This is a genomic window from Acinetobacter sp. UBA3132 (assembly GCF_002364825.1).
Taxonomy (GTDB): domain Bacteria; phylum Pseudomonadota; class Gammaproteobacteria; order Pseudomonadales; family Moraxellaceae; genus Acinetobacter; species Acinetobacter schindleri.
Genome location: NZ_DEZM01000129.1, coordinates 27,706 through 46,811, shown reverse-complemented (window position 1 = coordinate 46,811; position 19,106 = coordinate 27,706). Strand labels below are relative to the sequence as shown.

The 19,106-nt window shown below is 43.8% G+C and carries 15 protein-coding genes and 2 tRNA genes; 5 read left to right on the top strand and 12 right to left on the bottom strand.

Features of this window, described 5'->3' with window-relative positions; all coding sequences use genetic code 11:
• Position 1: 1 nt before the first annotated feature.
• The 6 genes from B4033_RS06705 to B4033_RS06680 all read right to left on the bottom strand — a co-directional run bounded on the left by B4033_RS06705 (position 2) and on the right by B4033_RS06680 (position 9,660).
• Positions 2-2,839, bottom strand: coding sequence for a monovalent cation/H+ antiporter subunit A (locus tag B4033_RS06705; protein WP_286832799.1), 2,838 nt, complete (start codon positions 2,837-2,839; stop codon positions 2-4).
• Positions 2,840-3,262: 423 nt separating this feature from the next.
• A complete protein-coding gene (locus tag B4033_RS06700; protein WP_286832797.1) occupies positions 3,263-4,645 on the bottom strand; it encodes an AAA family ATPase in 1,383 nt (460 codons plus the stop codon).
• 37 nt (positions 4,646-4,682) lie between these two features.
• Positions 4,683-6,185 (bottom strand): UvrD-helicase domain-containing protein, encoded by a 1,503-nt coding sequence (locus B4033_RS06695; RefSeq protein ID WP_286832795.1) that lies wholly within the window; start codon positions 6,183-6,185, stop codon positions 4,683-4,685.
• 15 nt (positions 6,186-6,200) lie between these two features.
• Positions 6,201-6,983 (bottom strand): bifunctional phosphoribosyl-AMP cyclohydrolase/phosphoribosyl-ATP diphosphatase HisIE, encoded by a 783-nt coding sequence (gene hisIE / locus B4033_RS06690; RefSeq protein ID WP_286832793.1) that lies wholly within the window; start codon positions 6,981-6,983, stop codon positions 6,201-6,203.
• A 217-nt stretch (positions 6,984-7,200) separates the two neighbouring features.
• On the bottom strand, positions 7,201-8,088 hold the full coding sequence (locus B4033_RS06685; RefSeq protein ID WP_004810045.1) for an SDR family NAD(P)-dependent oxidoreductase: 888 nt from the start codon (positions 8,086-8,088) through the stop codon (positions 7,201-7,203).
• 294 nt (positions 8,089-8,382) lie between these two features.
• Complete coding sequence (locus B4033_RS06680; protein ID WP_286832791.1) at positions 8,383-9,660, bottom strand: O-acetylhomoserine aminocarboxypropyltransferase/cysteine synthase family protein; 1,278 nt, start codon at positions 9,658-9,660, stop codon at positions 8,383-8,385.
• Positions 9,661-9,976: 316 nt separating this feature from the next.
• On the opposite strand from B4033_RS06680, the gene ettA reads away from it, so the two are divergent.
• Entirely contained in the window at positions 9,977-11,638 is a 1,662-nt protein-coding gene (gene ettA, locus B4033_RS06675; RefSeq protein ID WP_004810042.1) for an energy-dependent translational throttle protein EttA, read from the top strand.
• Between the two features lie 58 nt (positions 11,639-11,696).
• Here ettA and B4033_RS06670 read toward each other — a convergent pair whose 3' ends face one another.
• From B4033_RS06670 to B4033_RS06645, 6 genes are all read right to left on the bottom strand, one after another.
• Positions 11,697-12,083 carry an SEL1-like repeat protein gene (locus B4033_RS06670; RefSeq protein ID WP_004810040.1) on the bottom strand — a complete coding sequence of 129 codons (387 nt, stop codon included), beginning with the start codon at positions 12,081-12,083 and terminating at the stop codon, positions 11,697-11,699.
• A gap of 175 nt (positions 12,084-12,258) precedes the next feature.
• Positions 12,259-12,600, bottom strand: coding sequence for a hypothetical protein (locus tag B4033_RS06665; protein ID WP_004810038.1), 342 nt, complete (start codon positions 12,598-12,600; stop codon positions 12,259-12,261).
• Between the two features lie 165 nt (positions 12,601-12,765).
• Positions 12,766-12,841: transfer RNA gene (locus tag B4033_RS06660), tRNA-Glu, on the bottom strand.
• Positions 12,842-12,875: 34 nt separating this feature from the next.
• A tRNA-Ala gene (locus B4033_RS06655) sits at positions 12,876-12,951 on the bottom strand.
• Between the two features lie 57 nt (positions 12,952-13,008).
• Entirely contained in the window at positions 13,009-14,517 is a 1,509-nt protein-coding gene (gene gltX / locus B4033_RS06650) for a glutamate--tRNA ligase (protein WP_286832788.1), read from the bottom strand.
• Between the two features lie 135 nt (positions 14,518-14,652).
• Entirely contained in the window at positions 14,653-14,982 is a 330-nt protein-coding gene (locus B4033_RS06645) for a hypothetical protein (RefSeq protein WP_004810034.1), read from the bottom strand.
• Between the two features lie 388 nt (positions 14,983-15,370).
• Between B4033_RS06645 and B4033_RS06640 the strand changes: the two genes are divergently transcribed.
• The 4 genes from B4033_RS06640 (at position 15,371) to ftsL (ending at position 19,092) form a co-directional block, all read left to right on the top strand.
• The gene (locus B4033_RS06640) at positions 15,371-16,372 is read left to right on the top strand and encodes a sulfate ABC transporter substrate-binding protein (RefSeq protein ID WP_286832786.1); all 1,002 of its coding nucleotides are present in this window, start codon (positions 15,371-15,373) and stop codon (positions 16,370-16,372) included.
• A 255-nt stretch (positions 16,373-16,627) separates the two neighbouring features.
• Positions 16,628-17,647 (top strand): sulfate ABC transporter substrate-binding protein, encoded by a 1,020-nt coding sequence (locus B4033_RS06635; RefSeq protein ID WP_005223477.1) that lies wholly within the window; start codon positions 16,628-16,630, stop codon positions 17,645-17,647.
• Between the two features lie 190 nt (positions 17,648-17,837).
• Positions 17,838-18,749 carry a 16S rRNA (cytosine(1402)-N(4))-methyltransferase RsmH gene (gene rsmH, locus B4033_RS06630; protein WP_286832784.1) on the top strand — a complete coding sequence of 304 codons (912 nt, stop codon included), beginning with the start codon at positions 17,838-17,840 and terminating at the stop codon, positions 18,747-18,749.
• A 10-nt stretch (positions 18,750-18,759) separates the two neighbouring features.
• Complete coding sequence (ftsL, locus tag B4033_RS06625; RefSeq protein ID WP_004810026.1) at positions 18,760-19,092, top strand: cell division protein FtsL; 333 nt, start codon at positions 18,760-18,762, stop codon at positions 19,090-19,092.
• Positions 19,093-19,106 lie beyond the last annotated feature (14 nt).

Sequence of the window (19,106 nt, the reverse complement as noted above, 5' to 3'; positions counted from 1 at the left end):
ATTATCCTCTTGGTACCGGGCCAGTCATAGACGAGTGACGTGAATCCCCAAGCACAGAAATCATTAACATGGTCGCGCCGACCACGGTGACATAAACCCCGACGTCGAACAGCGCTGCAGAAGCCAGATGCATATCGCCTAGTATTGGGGGATGGACATAAATATGCGCACTGGTCAGGAATGGACGTGACCAGAACCAGGCGGCAACACCAGTTAGGCCAGCAAACATCAAACCGCTACCAATCCAGATTTCATAGAGACGGCCAGATTTAGCACCAAGCATTTTTTCTGCATGATCCTGACCGATGGCAATGTACTGAATAATCAAGGCTAAAGAAGTCACCAGACCTGCGATAAAACCACCGCCAGGCTGGTTATGGCCGCGCATGAAAATATACAGGCTCACCACCAGTGCAACTGGCAAAATCCAGGAAGCAGTAATTCGCAGCATCAGCGGGGAGGGGTTAAAACGGTAAGTCAAACCTTGAGTAATGGTAGTACCATGGGCACGCATACCATCCATCAGGCTCAATACGCCAATCGCCGCAATACCGAGTACGGTGATTTCACCGAAGGTATCGAAACCACGGAAATCCACCAGAATCACGTTCACCACATTGGTGCCGCCGCCGAGCGGAATTGACTGCTGGGCAAAGAACCAGGAAATTGAATTATGATCTCGTGTCATAACGAGCCAGGCTACCCAGGCAATACTCAGACCACCTGTAATTGCAATAATGGCATCACGCCAGCGTCGGGTCGGGCTGGATTCATAAGGGGTGAGCTGTGGTAATAGAGAGAGGCTCATCAGCAGCAATACTGTGGTAACTACATCGACGGTAATCTGGGTCAGGGCCAAATCTGGTGCCGAGAAACCGATAAAGATCATGGTCACGACCAGACCGACTGCACCGCTGATCAGTACGGCTTTAATCCGCTCGTGATGGAACCACAGCATCATCCAGCAGGCTGAGAATAATAGCAGCCATAAGATAATCGCTAAAGCCGGTGCATGAGTCAGTTCACGTGCGCCAGTACCAATCGGATGAGTCAGCAAAGGTACAGCAACCAGACCTATGGTAAAGATCACAATCCACAGCAGATAGCTTTGCAGTTTGCCATTTTCAGTGGCACGGCGAAAACGACGTGAATTTAGCAATAATGATTTTAAGAATAGGTCAAATAAAATCCGGCCCTGAAATTTGCCCAAGCTCGGATCAAGATCAATTTCACGAATCAAGCCACCTTTGGCCAGCGAGAAATAGAACAGGATTCCACCAATCAGGGCGATTACACTCATTAAGAGTGGTGCGTTAAAACCATGCCAGATGGCAAGGTGGGTACCTTCAAACGCCAGGTTTTGTGTAGCAGCCCGGGCAGTGCTATTAACAATTTTCTCAACCAGTAAGGCAGGCAAAATACCGACCAGAATACATAAGGTTGCCAGTAAAGTTGCTGGCGCACGCATGCCAAATGCTGGTTCATGTGCATTTTTATTCGGTACATGGCGTCCAATTGGACCATCGAAGAATACACCGTGGACCAGACGAATCGAATAGGCTACCGCGAAAATACCGGCTAAAGTCGCGACAATGGCAGAGCCAATCATTACTGGACCACTTAGGTTGGCCAGCAGTTCAGTAAAGAACATTTCCTTGGACAGGAAACCATTCGTTAATGGGACACCTGCCATTGAGGCAGCAGTGATCATGGTAAGTGTTGCAGTAAAAGGCAGTAATTGCCACAAGCCGGACAACTTGCGTAAGTCGCGTGTACCCGATTCATGGTCAATAATGCCGGCAATCATAAACAGTGCAGCTTTAAAGGTTGCATGGTTAATGATATGGAAAATTGCAGCAGCCACCGCGAGTGGTGAACCAATCCCCAGCAGACACATGATCAGGCCAAGATGGCTAATGGTTGAATAGGCCAGCAAGCCTTTCAGGTCTTCCTTAAAGATGGCAAAAAAGGCTGCCATGCACAGGGTAAATAGACCGATAAAGGTAACAATATTATGAAAAAGTGCCGCGCCAGCAAAAATTGGCAGCAAGCGTGCGACCAGAAATAAGCCCGCTTTTACCATCGTGGCAGAATGCAGATAAGCAGATACCGGTGTCGGTGCTGCCATGGCATTTGGCAGCCAGAAATGGAAAGGAAACTGCGCACTTTTGGTAAAGGCACCCAGCAAAATCAGCAGCAGGGTAGGTACAAACAGGCTATGCGATTGGATCAGCTCGGTCATCCCAAGGATCTGATCAATCTGATAAGTTCCTGTGATCTCGCCCAGTAAAACGAAACCACCCAGCATTGCCAGACCACCCATGCCGGTAATGGTTAACGCCATGCGTGAGCCACGTTGCGCTACTTCATAATTGCTCCAGTAACCAACCAGCAAGAACGAGGAGATACTGGTCAGTTCCCAGAAAATTAATAAAATAATCAGGTTATTCGACAAGGAAATGCCGAGCATGGCTGCCATGAACAGCATCAGCAGGATATAAAGTTTGCTGAGCGAGTTCTTCGGACTTAAATAATAGTAGGCATAAATAAAAATCAGGGTGCCGATGCCACTGATCAGCAGAGCAAATAACAGCCCCAGAGAATCCAGGCGGAAACTGAAATCAATACCAAGTTGAGGCAGCCATGACCAGCTTTCGCTAATGACTGCGCCATCTAGCACCGCAGGCGCCTGGCTGAGTAATAATGCAAAACTGCTGAGGCTGACACCAATGGCCCCTAAGGCCGTTACCCCGCGCGAAAATCTTTTCAGCCACGAGACAAGGGTTGTGCCTAATACTAACGGTAACAATATAATAATCGGCAGCACACTCGTATCCATTGTCGTGAGTTAGGTCGTCATGAACCTAGGGTGAATCTTTATCTTTCAAGGATTACAGGAATGCAAGGAGCAGCCCAAATTTCTCAATCTTGAAAGCCAAATCGTATTCAAAGAATAAAAACAGTTGTATTGCGCAACTTATAAACGATAGCAAATTCCGATTTTACAATGAAAAATGCAAGTAATTCCGATCATATTACAGGATAACAACAACATCAATCTTTTTGTGTACGACTTAACAATTATACGATGACCCCATGAAAACATGGGGCGTATGCTTGAGCACATCGACCGGATTGAACTGAAAATAAAGATCAAACTTGAAGAGTCTATTGAAAAAAATGGACAGCCTTGAAGGTCTGCTTCGATAAGGAGCTATTCAGAAAAATTAAATCAGGTTAATTCAAGAGCCAGCTTATTCGCTTAAAACGGAATTTGGGGAATTTTCTGGTCATTCTGATTCAGTAAACGTAGCAACTCCTGTTGCTGCTCTTCATTCAATGTTTGCTGAATCAGTTGCAAGATTGAAAGTGGCGTTACTTGTTCAAGCTCGGGCTCGAGCAGCACGATTTCCTCAGTATTCAGGGTTTCTTGACCCAGGCCTAAATTCGCATAGAGTTGATCAAATTGCGCTGGGATTGTATCGACTTGAACTGGATAGAGTTGTTTATTTTCAAGACACAGACATTGAAAATCCGCTGCCTGTTCCAGTAACTCAGGACGGTTACCTGTCACAATGATTTGCAGTTCAGGAAAGGCTTGATGCAGACGAGACAGAATGACTGCTGCCATGTCCTGATCCAGCTGATGATCAATCGCATCAATCAGTAGAATGCCACTGCCTTCCTTGCACGGAAACAGGCTTTTCGGATTGAGCAGACACAGGCGACGCACAATATCTCCAACTAAGGCAATCCAGTTGCGGATGCTATTCGGTAATTGCTGTAAAGTCTGGGTTTGTCCTTGGTAGCTCACCATCAGCTGCATTTTAGGTTGGTACTGCAAATAGAGATTGCTGACTTCAGGCAGAACGATCGACAAAGCTTCACGCAGGCTATTTAAACTCGGAGTATTCACCTGGATCTGGGCATGTTCAATATGTTTGACCAGTTCATCCATATTGTGTTTTTTATCCTGCTGCGAAGCGCGGCTCAGGATCTGCTCTAGAATCTGCGCACTCTGGGCATTTTCAATGTCGCTGATTTCCCGGAACCATTCAAAAAAACGGGTAAAAGTGGTGAAGGGAATAGCTGCAATTTCATAGGCATACACTGTCTGTAAAATCGCCGGATTGTTTTTACTGAGCAGATTGATTTCATTGACAAAACGCTCAGCCGGATAATAGGCAATCAGCGGTAAGCCCAGCATTGGATCTTTGGCGAGGGCTTTCTGATACAACGTGACCATCGCTTCGAGTTGCGATGTATCTACCTTACTCAGTCCCACACCCTGACTATTTAAAGTTTTATAAAGCTGCCAGCTGCACTGCTGGGTAGAAGATTGCTGTTGATCGCTACTTTCTGCAAAAGAGCCAATTTCTTCAGGAAAACGGACCTGAATATTGATCTTGGATTGCAGACGATGTTGCATGATGTCCTGATCCAGCATCACCATGCCGGCAGTACGCAGGTCACGATAGCGCGCAGCGAACCAGGTCAGTGCCTGATAGATGCTACGCAGCAGCGCCGTTTTACCAGAACCCTGATCACCGAGAATTAAGGTAACGGGCAGTTTATGATATTTAAATTCAAGCTGGATATCAGAAAAGTGCAGGGTATGTTTGAGTTGTATGGATTCGACTTGCATAGACCACCTGTATCGTGATGCCTACATCCATGCCGTACTAGCCTGCTGCCTGCCGTAATGATAGAGGCATTTTAATTTTTAGCTGCTGAATCAGGTCATAAATGTGGTGAATATTTAAGCTTACTTTAGCACGTGTACAGGCCACGTAAAGCAGTCTTAACTCTTCATCACTAATCTTGTGATCTTTTTCATTTAATTTAAACTGGTAGTCATCTTCAATATGGACCCGGTCCCATTCCAGCCCTTTAGCTTTGTGGGCGGTGGAGATGATGTAGTCGGCCTGTCCGATTGGCGTGATCTTGGCTAGCGCAGTTTTTAGCGGATCAGTCCCATGCTCATCGACCAGTTTCACCAAAGGTTTAATGTCACTGCCTTCATTGGTCTCGCAATATTCATGTACATCATGCCAGGAGTTAAACCAGGCCAGTTCAGGCACATCCACCACACGTTTGCCCTGTTTTAACATGGCAGCCGCTTCGACAAAACGGTTCAGCTTGACATGGTCGGCCTGTAAACTGACCTTTTCACCACGCACAAGTCCAGCAAGCAGCAGTTCCATGGCGCGGGCATTGGTACGGCATAAAATCGCATCACGCATTTTGGTATGTGGTTTATTCACTACTTTAGAGTTCAGATGCGGATTACCGAGTAAGGGCACAGTTTCATTCAAGGCTCCCAAAATTGCATTGGCATTCAGGGCAATTTCAGGACCAAAACGGAATGAGGTGGTCAGGCGGGATTCTGGTAATGGCAGTTGCTGCATGGCATTGACTGCACCACGCCAGGCATAAATCTGCTGATGCGCATCCCCGACATAGATCACCTGGGTGCTGCGCTGTTTTAGCAAAATACCCAACATCAGGGGGTCAGCATCCTGAGCCTCATCAAACAGTACATAATCCGCTGGAATACTCGGTTCTGACAATGCCCAGAGTTTCAGATAAATATCATGTCCGATTCCGGCCTGATGATTCGGATCAATCGATTCCAGCCAGCGACGTTCAACCGCAGGATAGAGTTTCTTTTGCAGGGCTTCGACATCGTCCGGATGTAACCAGTTTGGTGCCTGAATATGCCGTGGAGCAGGGTATTGTGAACTGGTTGAACAGAAATAACCGACCGCATTGGCGACCAGACTGGCCAGACGCGAAGGCATCATGACATATTTTTCATAACGGCCACCCATCATGCGGCGCAAGGTCATCGGCTCAAGGCGATATTCCTTGGCAATGAAGCTTGGACTGAGGCGGGGCAGGCGCAGTTTATCCGTGACTCCACGTGGAACACTGCGATAGGCCAATGAGTGGAAAGTCCGGCAGTCCACACCACGATGGAACTTATTTTGTGCTTCCGCAGCAATGGATTTGTTAAATGCCAGATACATGCCACGCCGCTGCGGCATGGCATCGCTGATCATTTGCAAAGTTGTGGTTTTACCTGTGCCGGCATAGGCAATCACTTTAAAAGATTTGCCCAGACGTGCGTTATCAATGGCAGTGGCCTGCTCATAGGTTGCGGTCGGTTTAATTGGCTCAGACACAGGTAAATTCAAAATTTAGTGTGAACGGTTGGCTTTTTCAACCAGACCGGATAAGCCCTGACGACGTGCCAGTTCATTTAAAACCAGTTGTGGATCAAGGTCGAAATAGCCCAGCATCACGATAGTATGGAACCACAGATCTGCCACCTCATAGATCAGGTCATTTTTATTGTCTTCGGTTGCTTCAGTTTTAAAGTCTTTGGCAGCAATTACGGTTTCAAAGCTTTCTTCACCGACTTTTTCCAGAATTTTATTTAAGCCTTTGTGATAGAGCTTGGCAACATAAGATGAATCGGGATCAGCCTGCTTACGTTCAGCCATCATCTCACCCAGATAAGACAACACTTCAACCTGTTCTGATTGGGCATTAGATGCATTCATCGCCATGGTATGCGGGTTTGCAGATTTTTCACCATAGATCGCTGCAGGATCTTTGATTTGAGCATCGACAATTTCCCAGCCATTCGGCGTCAGTTTGCGATAGAAACAAGATTCACGACCAGTATGACAGGCAATTCCACCATGCTGTTCGATTTGCAGCACAATCACGTCAGCATCACAGTCCAGACGGATTTCATGCACTGTCTGGAAATGACCAGATTCTTCGCCCTTATGCCATAACTTGTTGCGGGAACGAGAGAAATACACGGCCTGATTTTTTTCAGCTGTCAGTGCCAGTGCTTCACGGTTCATCCACGCCACCATCAATACACGACCGGTTTGATGATGCTGTGCAATGGCAGGTACAAGTCCTTGTTCGTTAAATTTTACTTCATCGAGCCATTGCAGGTTATTCATAAGGGTGTCCATTTGTTGAATCAATATCTAAATGTTTAATACATGCGGATCAAATATCCGTCCGATAGTGTACGTGATCTGAGATCATTTGCGGCAAAAATCTGCATCTGAAATGACAGGATCTGTCGTGATAACTCAGGGTATCTTGATTGATGACCGATCAAAATAACAAAGCCGCCAGCAGGCGGCTTTGTTCAAAGTGCATTTTCGCCTGAAATTACCAGTGCTCACCCGGGAAGATACGTGCATATGCTTTCTGCACCCAGTTGAGCTTCTGTGGCTGACCTACAGAGGCAGATGAACTTGGGAAAAGGTTGTAGCCGATCGACATCAGTTTATTGTTAATGTCTGGTGCAATTGCATAAGTAATTGAAGCTAGACGGCCCAAACCGGTAGCAACTTTTTTCGGTCGTTTCACAATTGCATGTGCAATCAGATCAGATGCTTCTTCAGGAGAAAGCGTCGGAACATATTTATAGATCTTGGTTGGTGCAATCATTGGCGTACGCACCAATGGCATATAGATTGAAGTAATCGCGATCTTATGTGAATTGACTTCTGCAGACAGACAGCGGCTAAATGCATCCAAGGCTGCTTTCGATGCCACATAAGCAGAGAAGCGGGTCGCATTTGCCAATACCCCAATCGAACTGATATTGATGATGTGACCCTGACGACGAATCATCATATGCGGTAGGATGTTCATCACCAGACGCACAGCACCGAAATAGTTCAGCTGCATGGTACGTTCAAAATCGTGGAAGCGATCCACTGATTCATGTACCGCACGGCGGATCGAACGACCGGCATTGTTAATCAGAATATCAATGTGATCAACAGAAGCCAGAATCTGTTTGGATACTTCATCAATGGCGTCCAGATTATTCAGGTCACACGGAAAAACTGTTGCCATACCACCTTTTGCTTCAATTTCTTCTTTTACCTGGTCCAGAGTCTCTTTGGTACGTGCTACTAGCAGGACATGTGCACCTGCATCTGCCAGACGGTGTGCTGCTGTCAGGCCAATGCCGCTGGATGCACCTGTAATGAGGATGGTTTTGCCTTGAACTCGTTTCAGTAGATGTTTCTGTAGTCTGGATTTCACGTTTGTTATTCCTGAAATATGCGGTAGGTTTACGTTTTTTCTTATTTGGTTTGTACGTAGGTATGCACGAAAGTTCGTACACAATGAAGTCTGTATATGATAACGAATTATGCAGGAAAATCCAGAGATTAAGTTGTTGAAAATAAGAGAAATTTTAGAGTAATTGCTCTATTTTTAAACTACATTTCAATTAATTTTTATTGTGATCTAACCATAAGATAAAGCTCATGAAAAGTAAAGCCAGATAAAAAAACTCCATCAGAAATGATGGAGTTTTTTGCTTTAAAAGAGGGCTTAAACGGCTGCGAGTGACTGTTCCAGATCAGCAATCAGGTCATCAATGTGTTCAATCCCGGTAGAAAGACGAACCATATCTTCACTCACGCCAGCCGATTTAAGTTCTTCTGGATTAAGCTGGCGATGAGTCGTAGTGGCCGGATGACAGGCCAGACTCTTGGCATCTCCAATATTGACCAGACGGGTGAACAGCTGCAGGGCATCAATAAAACGAGCACCGCCTTCACGACCACCTTCAACACCAAAAGTCAGAATGGCAGACGGTTTCCCTTTCACATATTTCTGCGCCAAAGCATGCTGAGGATGATCTTTCAGACCAGCGTAATTGACCCATTTTACTTTCGAATGCTGCTGCAAATATTCCGCAACTTTAAGTGCATTTTCAGTATGACGTTCCATACGCAGGCTTAAAGTTTCTAAACCTTGCAAAATTAAAAATACATTTTGCGGGCTGATTGCCGCACCAGTATTACGTAATGGCACGACACGGGCGCGGGCAATATAGGCTGCTTCACCCAAAGCTTCAACATAGTTCACGCCATGATAGCTTGGGTCAGGTGTATTCAGGGCAGGGAAGCGTGCTGCATGTTTGCCCCATGGAAACTTGCCGCTATCGACAATAATGCCGCCAATCGAATTGCCATGCCCGCCAATATATTTGGTTAGTGAGTGCACCAGGATATCGGCACCGAAATCAAAAGACTTCTGCAAGACAGGAGTTGCTACAGTGTTGTCGACAATCACGGGTACGCCGTATTCATGCGCAATCTTTGAAATCGCTTCCAAGTCGATAATATTGCCGAGTGGGTTACCAATTGATTCCACAAAAACCAGTTTGGTTTTGTCGTCAATCAGACCACGCAGTGCTTCCGGGTTTTGGTAGTCAAAGAAGCGGACTTCAATGCCTTGCTTTGGCAGGGTATGTGCAAACAGGTTATAGGTGCCACCATATAAAGTAGACACTGAAGCAATATTGTCCCCAGCTTCAGCAATGGTCTGAATCGCGTAAGTAATGGCGGCCATACCGGATGCTAATGCCAGTGCGCCAATACCACCTTCTAGCGCAGCAATACGCTGTTCTAACACTGCTGTGGTCGGATTCATGATACGGGTATAAATATTGCCTTGAATTTTCAGGTCAAACAGGTCTGCGCCATGCTGGGTATTGTCAAAGGCATAAGAGGTGGTCTGATAAATTGGCACCGCGACAGCTTTGGTGGTGGGTTCCGGGCTATAACCTGCGTGAATTGCTAAAGTTTCTGCTTTATAAGTCATGATCGTTAGTCTTCTTTGTGTTTTGCTTTAATAAAATTGCTCAAATATTAGCACTTGAAATATGAAGAAAAGTGCATATTTATTCAGATGAATATCTTAATTAACGATATAACATCAACAAAATAATGCAAGTTCAGGTACTAAAAATTCTGTTTGAAAAATAAACAGGATTAAACTTGTAACAAGGCATTAACTTCACCGGAATGGCTTATGTTTTGTAGACATTCTGCGTATAATAGCCGATTATTTTTTCGCTCATGATTGAGCAGGGGAAATTCATTTTTTCCCATCTGGTTTTTCAATTGAGGAGTCCTACGTGGCCCAATATATTTATACGATGAACCGAGTATCCAAGATGGTTCCGCCGAAGCGCGAAATCCTCAAAGATATCTCCTTATCATTTTTCCCAGGCGCAAAAATTGGTGTGCTTGGTCTGAACGGTGCGGGTAAATCTACTTTGCTTCGTATTATGGCGGGCGTAGATAAAGATTTCTCTGGTGAAGCTCGTGCGCAACCGGGTATCAAAATCGGTTATCTGGAGCAAGAACCACCTTTGGATGAAACCAAAGACGTTCGTGGTAATGTTGAAGATGGCGTACGTGAAGCACTTGATGCTTTGGCACGTTTGGATGAAGTTTTCGCTGAATATGCAGCAGAAGATGCAGATTTCGATGCACTTGCAAAAGAGCAAGAAAAGCTAGAAGCGATTATTCAGACTTGGGATGCGCATAACCTGAACAACCAGCTTGAACAGGCGGCAGCTGCATTAAACCTGCCAGCTTGGGATGCTGATGTAACTAAATTGTCTGGTGGTGAGCGCCGTCGTGTTGCACTTTGCCGTCTGCTTCTGTCTAAACCAGACATGTTACTTTTAGACGAACCGACGAACCATTTGGATGCATCATCTGTATCCTGGTTAGAGCGTTTCTTGAAAGATTTCCCAGGTACCATCGTTGCGATTACGCATGACCGTTACTTCTTGGATAACGTAGCAGAGTGGATTCTTGAACTTGACCGTGGCATGGGCATTCCATACCAAGGCAACTACTCTTCTTGGTTAGAGCAGAAAAATGCCCGTTTAGAGCAGGAACAGAAGCAAGAAGAATCTTTTGCTAAAGCACTTAAGAAAGAACTTGAATGGGTTCGTTCTAATGCGAAAGGTCAGCAAAAGAAAAACAAAGCACGTATGGAGCGCTTTGAAGAGCTTAACTCACGTGAATTCCAGCAACGTAATGAAACGTCTGAAATCTACATTCCACCTGGTCCACGTCTAGGTAACAAGGTTGTAGAAGTTGAAGGTATCAGCAAATCGTTTGGTGATCGTACGCTCTATAAAGATTTATCGTTTGTTGTACCGCCTGCTGCGATTGTGGGTATTGTCGGTGAAAACGGTGCGGGTAAAACCACACTCTTCCGTATGATGACAGGCGAATTACAACCTGATACGGGTACAGTAACTTTAGGTGATTCAGTTAAAGTTGCTTATGTAGGGCAGATTCGTGACACCTTAGATAACAACAAAACTGTTTGGGAAGAAGTTTCTGGCGGTTTAGATATCTTGCGTATTGGTGAATACGAAATTGCATCACGTGCGTACATCGGCCGTTTTAACTTTAAAGGCCAAGATCAGCAAAAACGTGTCGGTCAGTTGTCCGGTGGTGAGCGTAACCGTTTACAGCTTGCAAAAATCCTGCAAATGGGCGCTAACGTAATCTTACTCGATGAACCGTCAAACGACTTGGATATCGAAACCTTACGTGCACTGGAAGACGCGATTCTTGTCTTCCCGGGTACAGTGATGGTGATCTCGCATGACCGTTGGTTCCTTGACCGTATTGCAACGCACATCTTGTCATTCGAAGGTGAAACACCTGAATTCTTCACCGGTAACTATGCAGAATTCGAAGAATACCGTCGTAAACGCGATGGTGATGACCTGGTTGCGAAACGTCAGAAATACCGCAAAATTGGTGCTTAACTAAAGCGCAAAAAAACCAGCCCTAGGGCTGGTTTTTTATTCTATATTCTTAAGTTATTCAGCTTTCTATTTCTGATAAAAGTTGTGCAGCCTTACTATGATTTTGCTGTCTGGCTTTATCTAACCATAATCTGGCCTGTTCATCATTTTGATCTAAACCTAGTTTCCCATGCAAATAATACACGCCAAGTCGATATTGTGCTTCCATATGTCCTCTTAACCCTGCACTCAGGTAGTTCCAGACAGCATTGCGTTGATAGATGTGTTTTGGGGTTAGGCGTTGGCTAATCTCTGGTATAGCCTGTAGTTGTTGCAGGGTCATGCACAGTGACTCATATTGCAAAGCCTGCAAATAATAAGTATCTGCTTCACTGGGCTGCTCCTCAATGAATGGAATAGGTGGATCATTACAAGAAAATAGAAAATTTATAATTTTTTTAAGCATTTTTATTCTTCCTTTATGTTGCATCCCTGCAATAAATTGGAATCCTTTTTTATAAGAATAAATTACACCAGTTTGTCTGATGATGTTTTTAAATTTTTAGATAATCCGATAAAACTAATCTAATGAAAGGCATAAAAAAGACTGCCGAAGCAGCCTTAAATACGAAAGAGAAAAATCAGATTTCCCATTCATGATTACATTCACGGCATTTCCATTTTTTCTGGCTTTGCATGAATGCCTGCATAGAAATTTTAAAGTCAGGCAAGTCTTTATAGAACATAAAGCCTGCAATCAGACAGATCACGAATACAATTACTGTTGCAGTCTGTAGGGTAGTGCCTGCGCCGTCACCAAAAATCCACATACCAATACTGATGATCACCAGCAGAAGTAAGACAAATAGGGCAGGTACAAGAAGTACCAAGCTTTTCGGCACGACTGGACGTGCTGCTGGCTGACCTGGTTGTGCAAGCGGCATAATTTTAGGACTTTGACATTTTGGACAACGGTATTGCATTGCAACTCCAGAATTTTTCAATTTTGTCTATTTTAATCTTAATCATACAGAAAGCCAAAAGTGGCTCAAAGTTATCATAATAAATTTCAGACAATAAAAAACCCAAGTCGCAATGCTTGGGTTTTTTATTAAGATCACCCTAATGTATTAGGGTGATCTTGAATATGGCGTCCCTACGGGGATTCGAACCCCGGTTACCGCCGTGAAAGGGCGATGTCCTAGGCCTCTAGACGATAGGGACAAATGAGGCAAATACACTAGTAAAGCAAGACTTTTGGTGGAGTCAAGGAGGATCGAACTCCTGACCTCTACAATGCCATTGTAGCGCTCTACCAACTGAGCTATGACCCCAGTCTGTGTGAGCGCTATATTATGGATATAACGTTCACACGTCAACTAAAAATTTAATTAAGCTTCATCAACTGCATCATTTTTCGGCAATTTTAAGCTTTCATTAAGTTTTTCCCAGACTTTCAGCTCTTTTTTGCTTGGACCACCGACAATTTCCAGGGCATGACGCAGACGGGAAAAGGTCAGGTCCGGTCCAATCGTCACCATGGTTTGCATCACGGGCGTAGATGCAGTTGAACCGGCAATGGCAATAAAGAAAGCTGGCATAAAGTCACGCAACTTGATGCCCATCTGGTTCGCAAGATCCATCAAGGTTTGGCTGACCGTATCATTATTCCAAGTAAACAGGCTTTCCAGACGCCAAATTGCAAACTGCAAACTTTGACGTACCTGTTCTTCAGTCAGTTTTTTGCTTTCAAACTGTTCTTTATTTAGTGTCGGGAAATGGTTGAAATAATGCGCTGACCAGTTCACCGCTTCTGACAACAGGTTGATACGTGGTTGAATCGCAGCAGCAATTTCTTCTAATTTGGCACGATCTGCTTTCCAGGCCAGCAAAGTATCCAGAAGCTCGGCAGGAGAAAGCGCTTTAATCCATTGACCATTCAGCCAATTTAATTTTTCAATATCAAAGATCGGGCCGCCAAGAGAAACACGATTAATGTCAAAGTGTTCAATCATCTCAGCCAGCGTAAATTTTTCACGCTCATCTGGCATTGACCAGCCCATACGACCCAAGTAATTCAACAGGGCTTCTGGCAATACACCGATGTCTTTATAGTAGTTAATAGACGTCGGGTTTTTACGTTTAGACAGTTTTGATTTGTCCGGGTTACGCAGTAGTGGCATGTGGCACAGCACTGGCATATCCCAACCAAAGTATTTGTAAAGCAATTGGTGTTTCGGTGCAGAAGGAATCCATTCTTCACCGCGAATCACATGGGTGATTTGCATCAGGTGATCATCGACCACGTTTGCCAAATGATAAGTTGGCAGACCGTCTGTTTTTAATAGAATTTGCATGTCGACTTGCGCCCATGGAATTTCTACTTCACCACGCAACATATCATTGAAGGTACATACACCTTCAGTTGGCACTTTCATACGAATCACATGCGGTTCGCCAGCTGCCAGACGACGTGCGACTTCTTCTTTAGAGAGTTTCAAACCACGGCCATCGTAACGTGGTGATTCACCACGTGCCTGCTGTTCAGCACGCATTTCATCTAACTCTTGCGCAGTCGCAAAACAGTAGAAGGCATGACCTTTATCTACCAGCTCTTCAGCATATTTTTTATAGATGCTCATACGTTCTGACTGACGGTATGGCGCATGTGGACCACCAATATCCGGACCTTCAGACCAGTTCAGGCCTAACCAGCGCAAAGAATCCAGAATCATTTTCTCTGATTCAGGGGTAGAGCGCAGCTGATCAGTATCTTCAATACGAAGAATAAATTCACCACCGTGCTGCTTGGCAAAGCACAGGTTAAACAAGGCAATATAGGCAGTTCCTACATGAGGAAAACCTGTAGGAGAAGGGGCAATACGAGTACGAACAGTCATAGTCGGATGGAATCTAAATATAAATTTCTGGCTATTATAACGAAAAAGCCACATCACTTAATGCTTAATTCAACATTGAATGATATGGCTTTAGATCAGAAGCAGTTTTAAATGTTGCGAGCTGTCAGCTGATAATCAGGAATTGCTGCTAAAGAAAAAATTTTGCAGAAAACGAGTAAAACTCTGGTTTTGATCGGCAAAAAAGTTTTGTGATGGACGTACTTTAATTGCAGTCAAAACTTTCAGGTTTTCTTCAGGATGCAGAGATTTTTCAGTTTTTTGCTGCTGAATTGCCTTTACAATAGGAGATGACTTAGTCACTGTTACTGCTGGTTTAGAGGCAGCAGCTGTTAGTGCAGCCGGATTATTAACTAGCTCAGGGTGCGCAACAACAGCGTTGCTGAATTGTGCGGTAAATAAAATGGATAGGCTCAGGATGCCGGTCTTGAACGTTGCAAATTTCATGTCCAAACTCCCTCTCTTGTTGTGGTGCTGGATTTATAGTCTTAGGGTTTTTGTTGTGTTGAATACAATTCAATCACATTTAACCCCTAAAAAGTAGAACCAAGTCACAAAATTTACAAAAAAAATAAATATGACAATGGAAAATTGAGAAAAATCAGAGATCACCTCATAACGGTGCTATTTTTAGCACAGGACTATGAAGAGACTATGAAGATCATATCCTAAAGTAATCAATTGATAGGCGATAAGTATAAAAAATGCAGAGAATTGTCATTTATAAGATATCTAAAAATAAGAAAATCTTTAAAATTATTATTATAAGCATATGATTGTTAAATATATTTCAAGTTTATATAGTGTTTTTTAGATAAACAAAAGAGCTATTGTAATGAAAAAAATAATTGTATCTGCATTTTTCGCAGTGTTTTCGGGGGTAAGTGCACAGCTGGCAATAGCCAAAGATTTCCTGAATGTTTCCTACGATCCAACCCGTGAGTTCTATCAGGAATATAATGAAGAATTCGGCAAATTCTGGAAACAAAAAACCGGACAAACGGTTAACTTTAAGCAGTCACATGGGGGTTCAGGTAAACAGGCCCGTTCCGTAGTGGATGGTTTACAGGCAGATGTCGTAACATTGGTACTGGCCAATGACATTGAAGAAATCGTCACTGCTGGTCTGATTAATAAAGGCTGGCAAAAAGAGTTTCCGAATAACTCAGCACCTTATACTTCGACTATTGTCTTCTTGGTGCGTAAGGGTAATCCAAAACAGATTAGAGACTGGAATGACCTAACCAAGCCAGGGGTCGAAATTATTACCCCAAATCCGAAAACCGGTGGCGCACCAAGCTGGATTTATCTGTCTGCCTGGGGGTATGCGCTGAAACAGCCGGGTGGTAATGATGTTCAGGCCAAAGAACTGGTGAAAAAATTATATAGCAATGTCAAAGTGCTGGATTCAGGTGCGCGTGGATCTTTAACCACTTTTGCTGAGCGTGGCATCGGTGACGTGTTGTTGTCTTGGGAAAATGAAGCCTTGCTGGTGACTCAAGGTTTAGGTAAAGACAAATACGAAATTGTTTATCCGTCTATCTCGATCTTGGCTGAACCATCGGTGGCGATTGTCGACAAAAGTGTCGCGAAAAATGGTAGTGCGAATCTGGCTAAAGGTTATTTGAACTACTTGTATTCACCGAAGGGACAGGAACTGGCAGCGAAATATTATTTCCGTCCGCGTGACCAAAAAGCGGCTGCAAAGTATGCAAAACAATTTCCAAAAATTCAAACCTTTACAATTAATAAAGTGTTTGGTGGTTGGGCTAAGGCACAGAGAACTCATTTCTTAAATGGTGCAATCTATGACCAGATTTCTGCTGAAAACCGCTAATTTGCCATGTTTTTCTAAATACTTGATAAGACGGCAAAACGGATAAATTGCTTATCCGTTTTTTTCATATTTAAAGAATAAAATGCTATAAAACCTGCATAGCTCTATATTGTTAAAATTTTTATTATATAAAACATGATATTAAAACAAAAAATAACAGAATATTACCCTGTATACACTTTGTTTGCTGAATTGCGAAAAATAACTTTTTTTCATATAGTTATATGAATACAAGATAATCCTCCCTGTGCTCTCATGAAAACTCAGTTAAAATCAATATTTAGCGCTGCCTTATTGGCAACAGGTTTGACCTTTACCGCAACGGCTACGCAAGCAGCTGACCGTGATTTTTTAAATGTTTCCTATGATGCAACCCGCGAGTTCTATGACGAATTCAATAAATCTTTTGGTGCTTACTGGAAAAGCCGTACTGGTATTAATGTGAACTTTAAACAGTCGCATGGTGGTTCTGGTAAACAGGCACGTTCGGTTGTTGATGGTCTGAAAGGCGATGTTGTGACGCTGGCTTTAGCCAATGACATCGAAGAAATTGTAAAATCCGGTCAGATCAAAGCGGGTTGGCAAAAGGAATTCCCATATAACTCTGCACCGTATACCTCGACTATTGTATTTATGGTGCGTAAGGGTAACCCTAAAGGAATTAAAGACTGGAAAGATCTGACTAAACCGGGCGTGGAAATTATTACACCAAACCCGAAAACTGGTGGTCTGCCACGTTGGGTGTATTTGTCAGCTTGGGGTTATGCAGAAAAACAACCGGGTGGCAGCAAGGCCAAAGCTCAAGAGTTTGTGGGCAAGCTTTATAAAAACGTAAAAGTCATGGACTCAGCTGCACGTGCATCGATGACTACCTTTGCAGAGCGTAATATTGGTGATGTATTGCTGACCTGGGAAAATGAAGCTTTAGTAACGCAAAAGACATTGGGTAAAGACAAGTTTGACATTATCTACCCATCTCTGACGATTCTGACTGAACCTTCTGTGGCAATTGTGGATCGTACTGTTGAGAAAAATGGCAATAAATGGTTGGCAACAGGCTATATCAATTATTTATATTCTCCACTCGGTCAGGAAATGGCAGCGAAACATTATTACCGCCCACGTAATCAGGAAGTTCTAGCGAAATACTCGAAGCAGTTCCCGAAAATTAAAACTTTTACCATTGATGAAGTATTCGGTGGCTGGGCCAATGCACAGAAAACTCATTTCGTGAATGGGGCGCTCTTTGATCAGATTTATAACTCAAAACGTTAATCTGTTGATTTAAAATTTAATTTTATAAATAAAGAAGCTTCCTCCAAGGAAGCTTTTTTATCGTTTGAGTAAAAATAAAAACGGTTTTCTCTATGGAAAATAATATTTATCTACAAAAAGTCGTTTGGAGCTTTAGCTAAACAGAGTGATAATGTGCAGTTAAATTTTTCGCCCTATTGATTGAGTTTTTATGTCCCATATTTCTGTATTGCTTCACGAAACCGTTGATGCCCTGGTGGCTGATCGAAATACGGGAATTTATGTGGATGGAACTTTCGGCCGTGGTGGCCATACGCGTCTCTTATTGTCTAAATTAGATGAAAATGCCCGTGTTTATGCCTTTGATAAAGACCCTCAGGCACTTGAAACAGCTGCGGTCCTGGAACAGGAAGATCCCCGGTTTAAAATTATTCATGCCAGCTTTGCTGACCTTAAAGAAGCACTTGCTGAGCATGGTATAGAAAGCGTGGATGGGGTGATGGCGGATTTAGGCGTGTCATCTCCACAGCTGGATCAGGCTGAACGTGGCTTTAGCTTTATGAAAGATGGTCCGCTGGATATGCGTATGGACAATTCACAAGGTCCGACCGCAGCTGAGTGGCTGGTGAATATTGAAGAAGACGCTTTGGCCAATATCATTTTCCAGTATGGCGAAGAGCGATATAGCCGGCGGATTGCCAAAGCAATCAAGGCTGCCGGATATATTGATACGACAGCCAAGCTGGCAGAAATTGTCAAAGTGGCACACCCGAAATGGGAAAAAAATAAACATGCGGCAACTCGAACTTTCCAGGCGATTCGTATTGCTATTAATAAAGAATTAGAAGATATTGAAGTTTTCCTGCCACAAGCCGTTGAAGTACTTAAACCTCATGGCCGTTTGGCGGTTATTAGCTTCCATTCATTGGAAGACCGTTTAATTAAACAATTTATTCAAAAAGAATCTACCTTAGAGGAAGACTCGGGCTGGGGGATGCCGCAACAACGCAAGGATACACGTCGACTGAAAAAAGTATCCCGTATCAAGGCAAGTGATGAGGAAGTGAAAGCCAATCCTCGTTCACGTAGTGCATGGCTCCGAGTTGCAGAACGTTTAGCTTAATAGGCAAATAATGAAAACTGAAGTGGTCGAAAGGAAGTTGAATCAGTCAGGGATGAAGAAAGCCATTACTTACGGCATTCTGTTGATGATGGTTTTCATCAGTGCTGTATTTGTGGTATTTCAAGTCTTTGAATATCGTCAGGATTATAGAAAACTGAGCAGCTATCTGCGTGAGCGTGATGATCTCAATGCAGAGTGGGGACGTTTGCTGATCGAGCAGCAGACCTTTGGTGCAACCGCCCAGATTGGAACACGTGCCGTGACCCAGCTCAGAATGTATTCTCCTCCTGTTTCACAGACCGTGGTGATTTCATTGCCACAAACTTCAGATGTAAAAAAATAAGGCTAGCGCTCAGA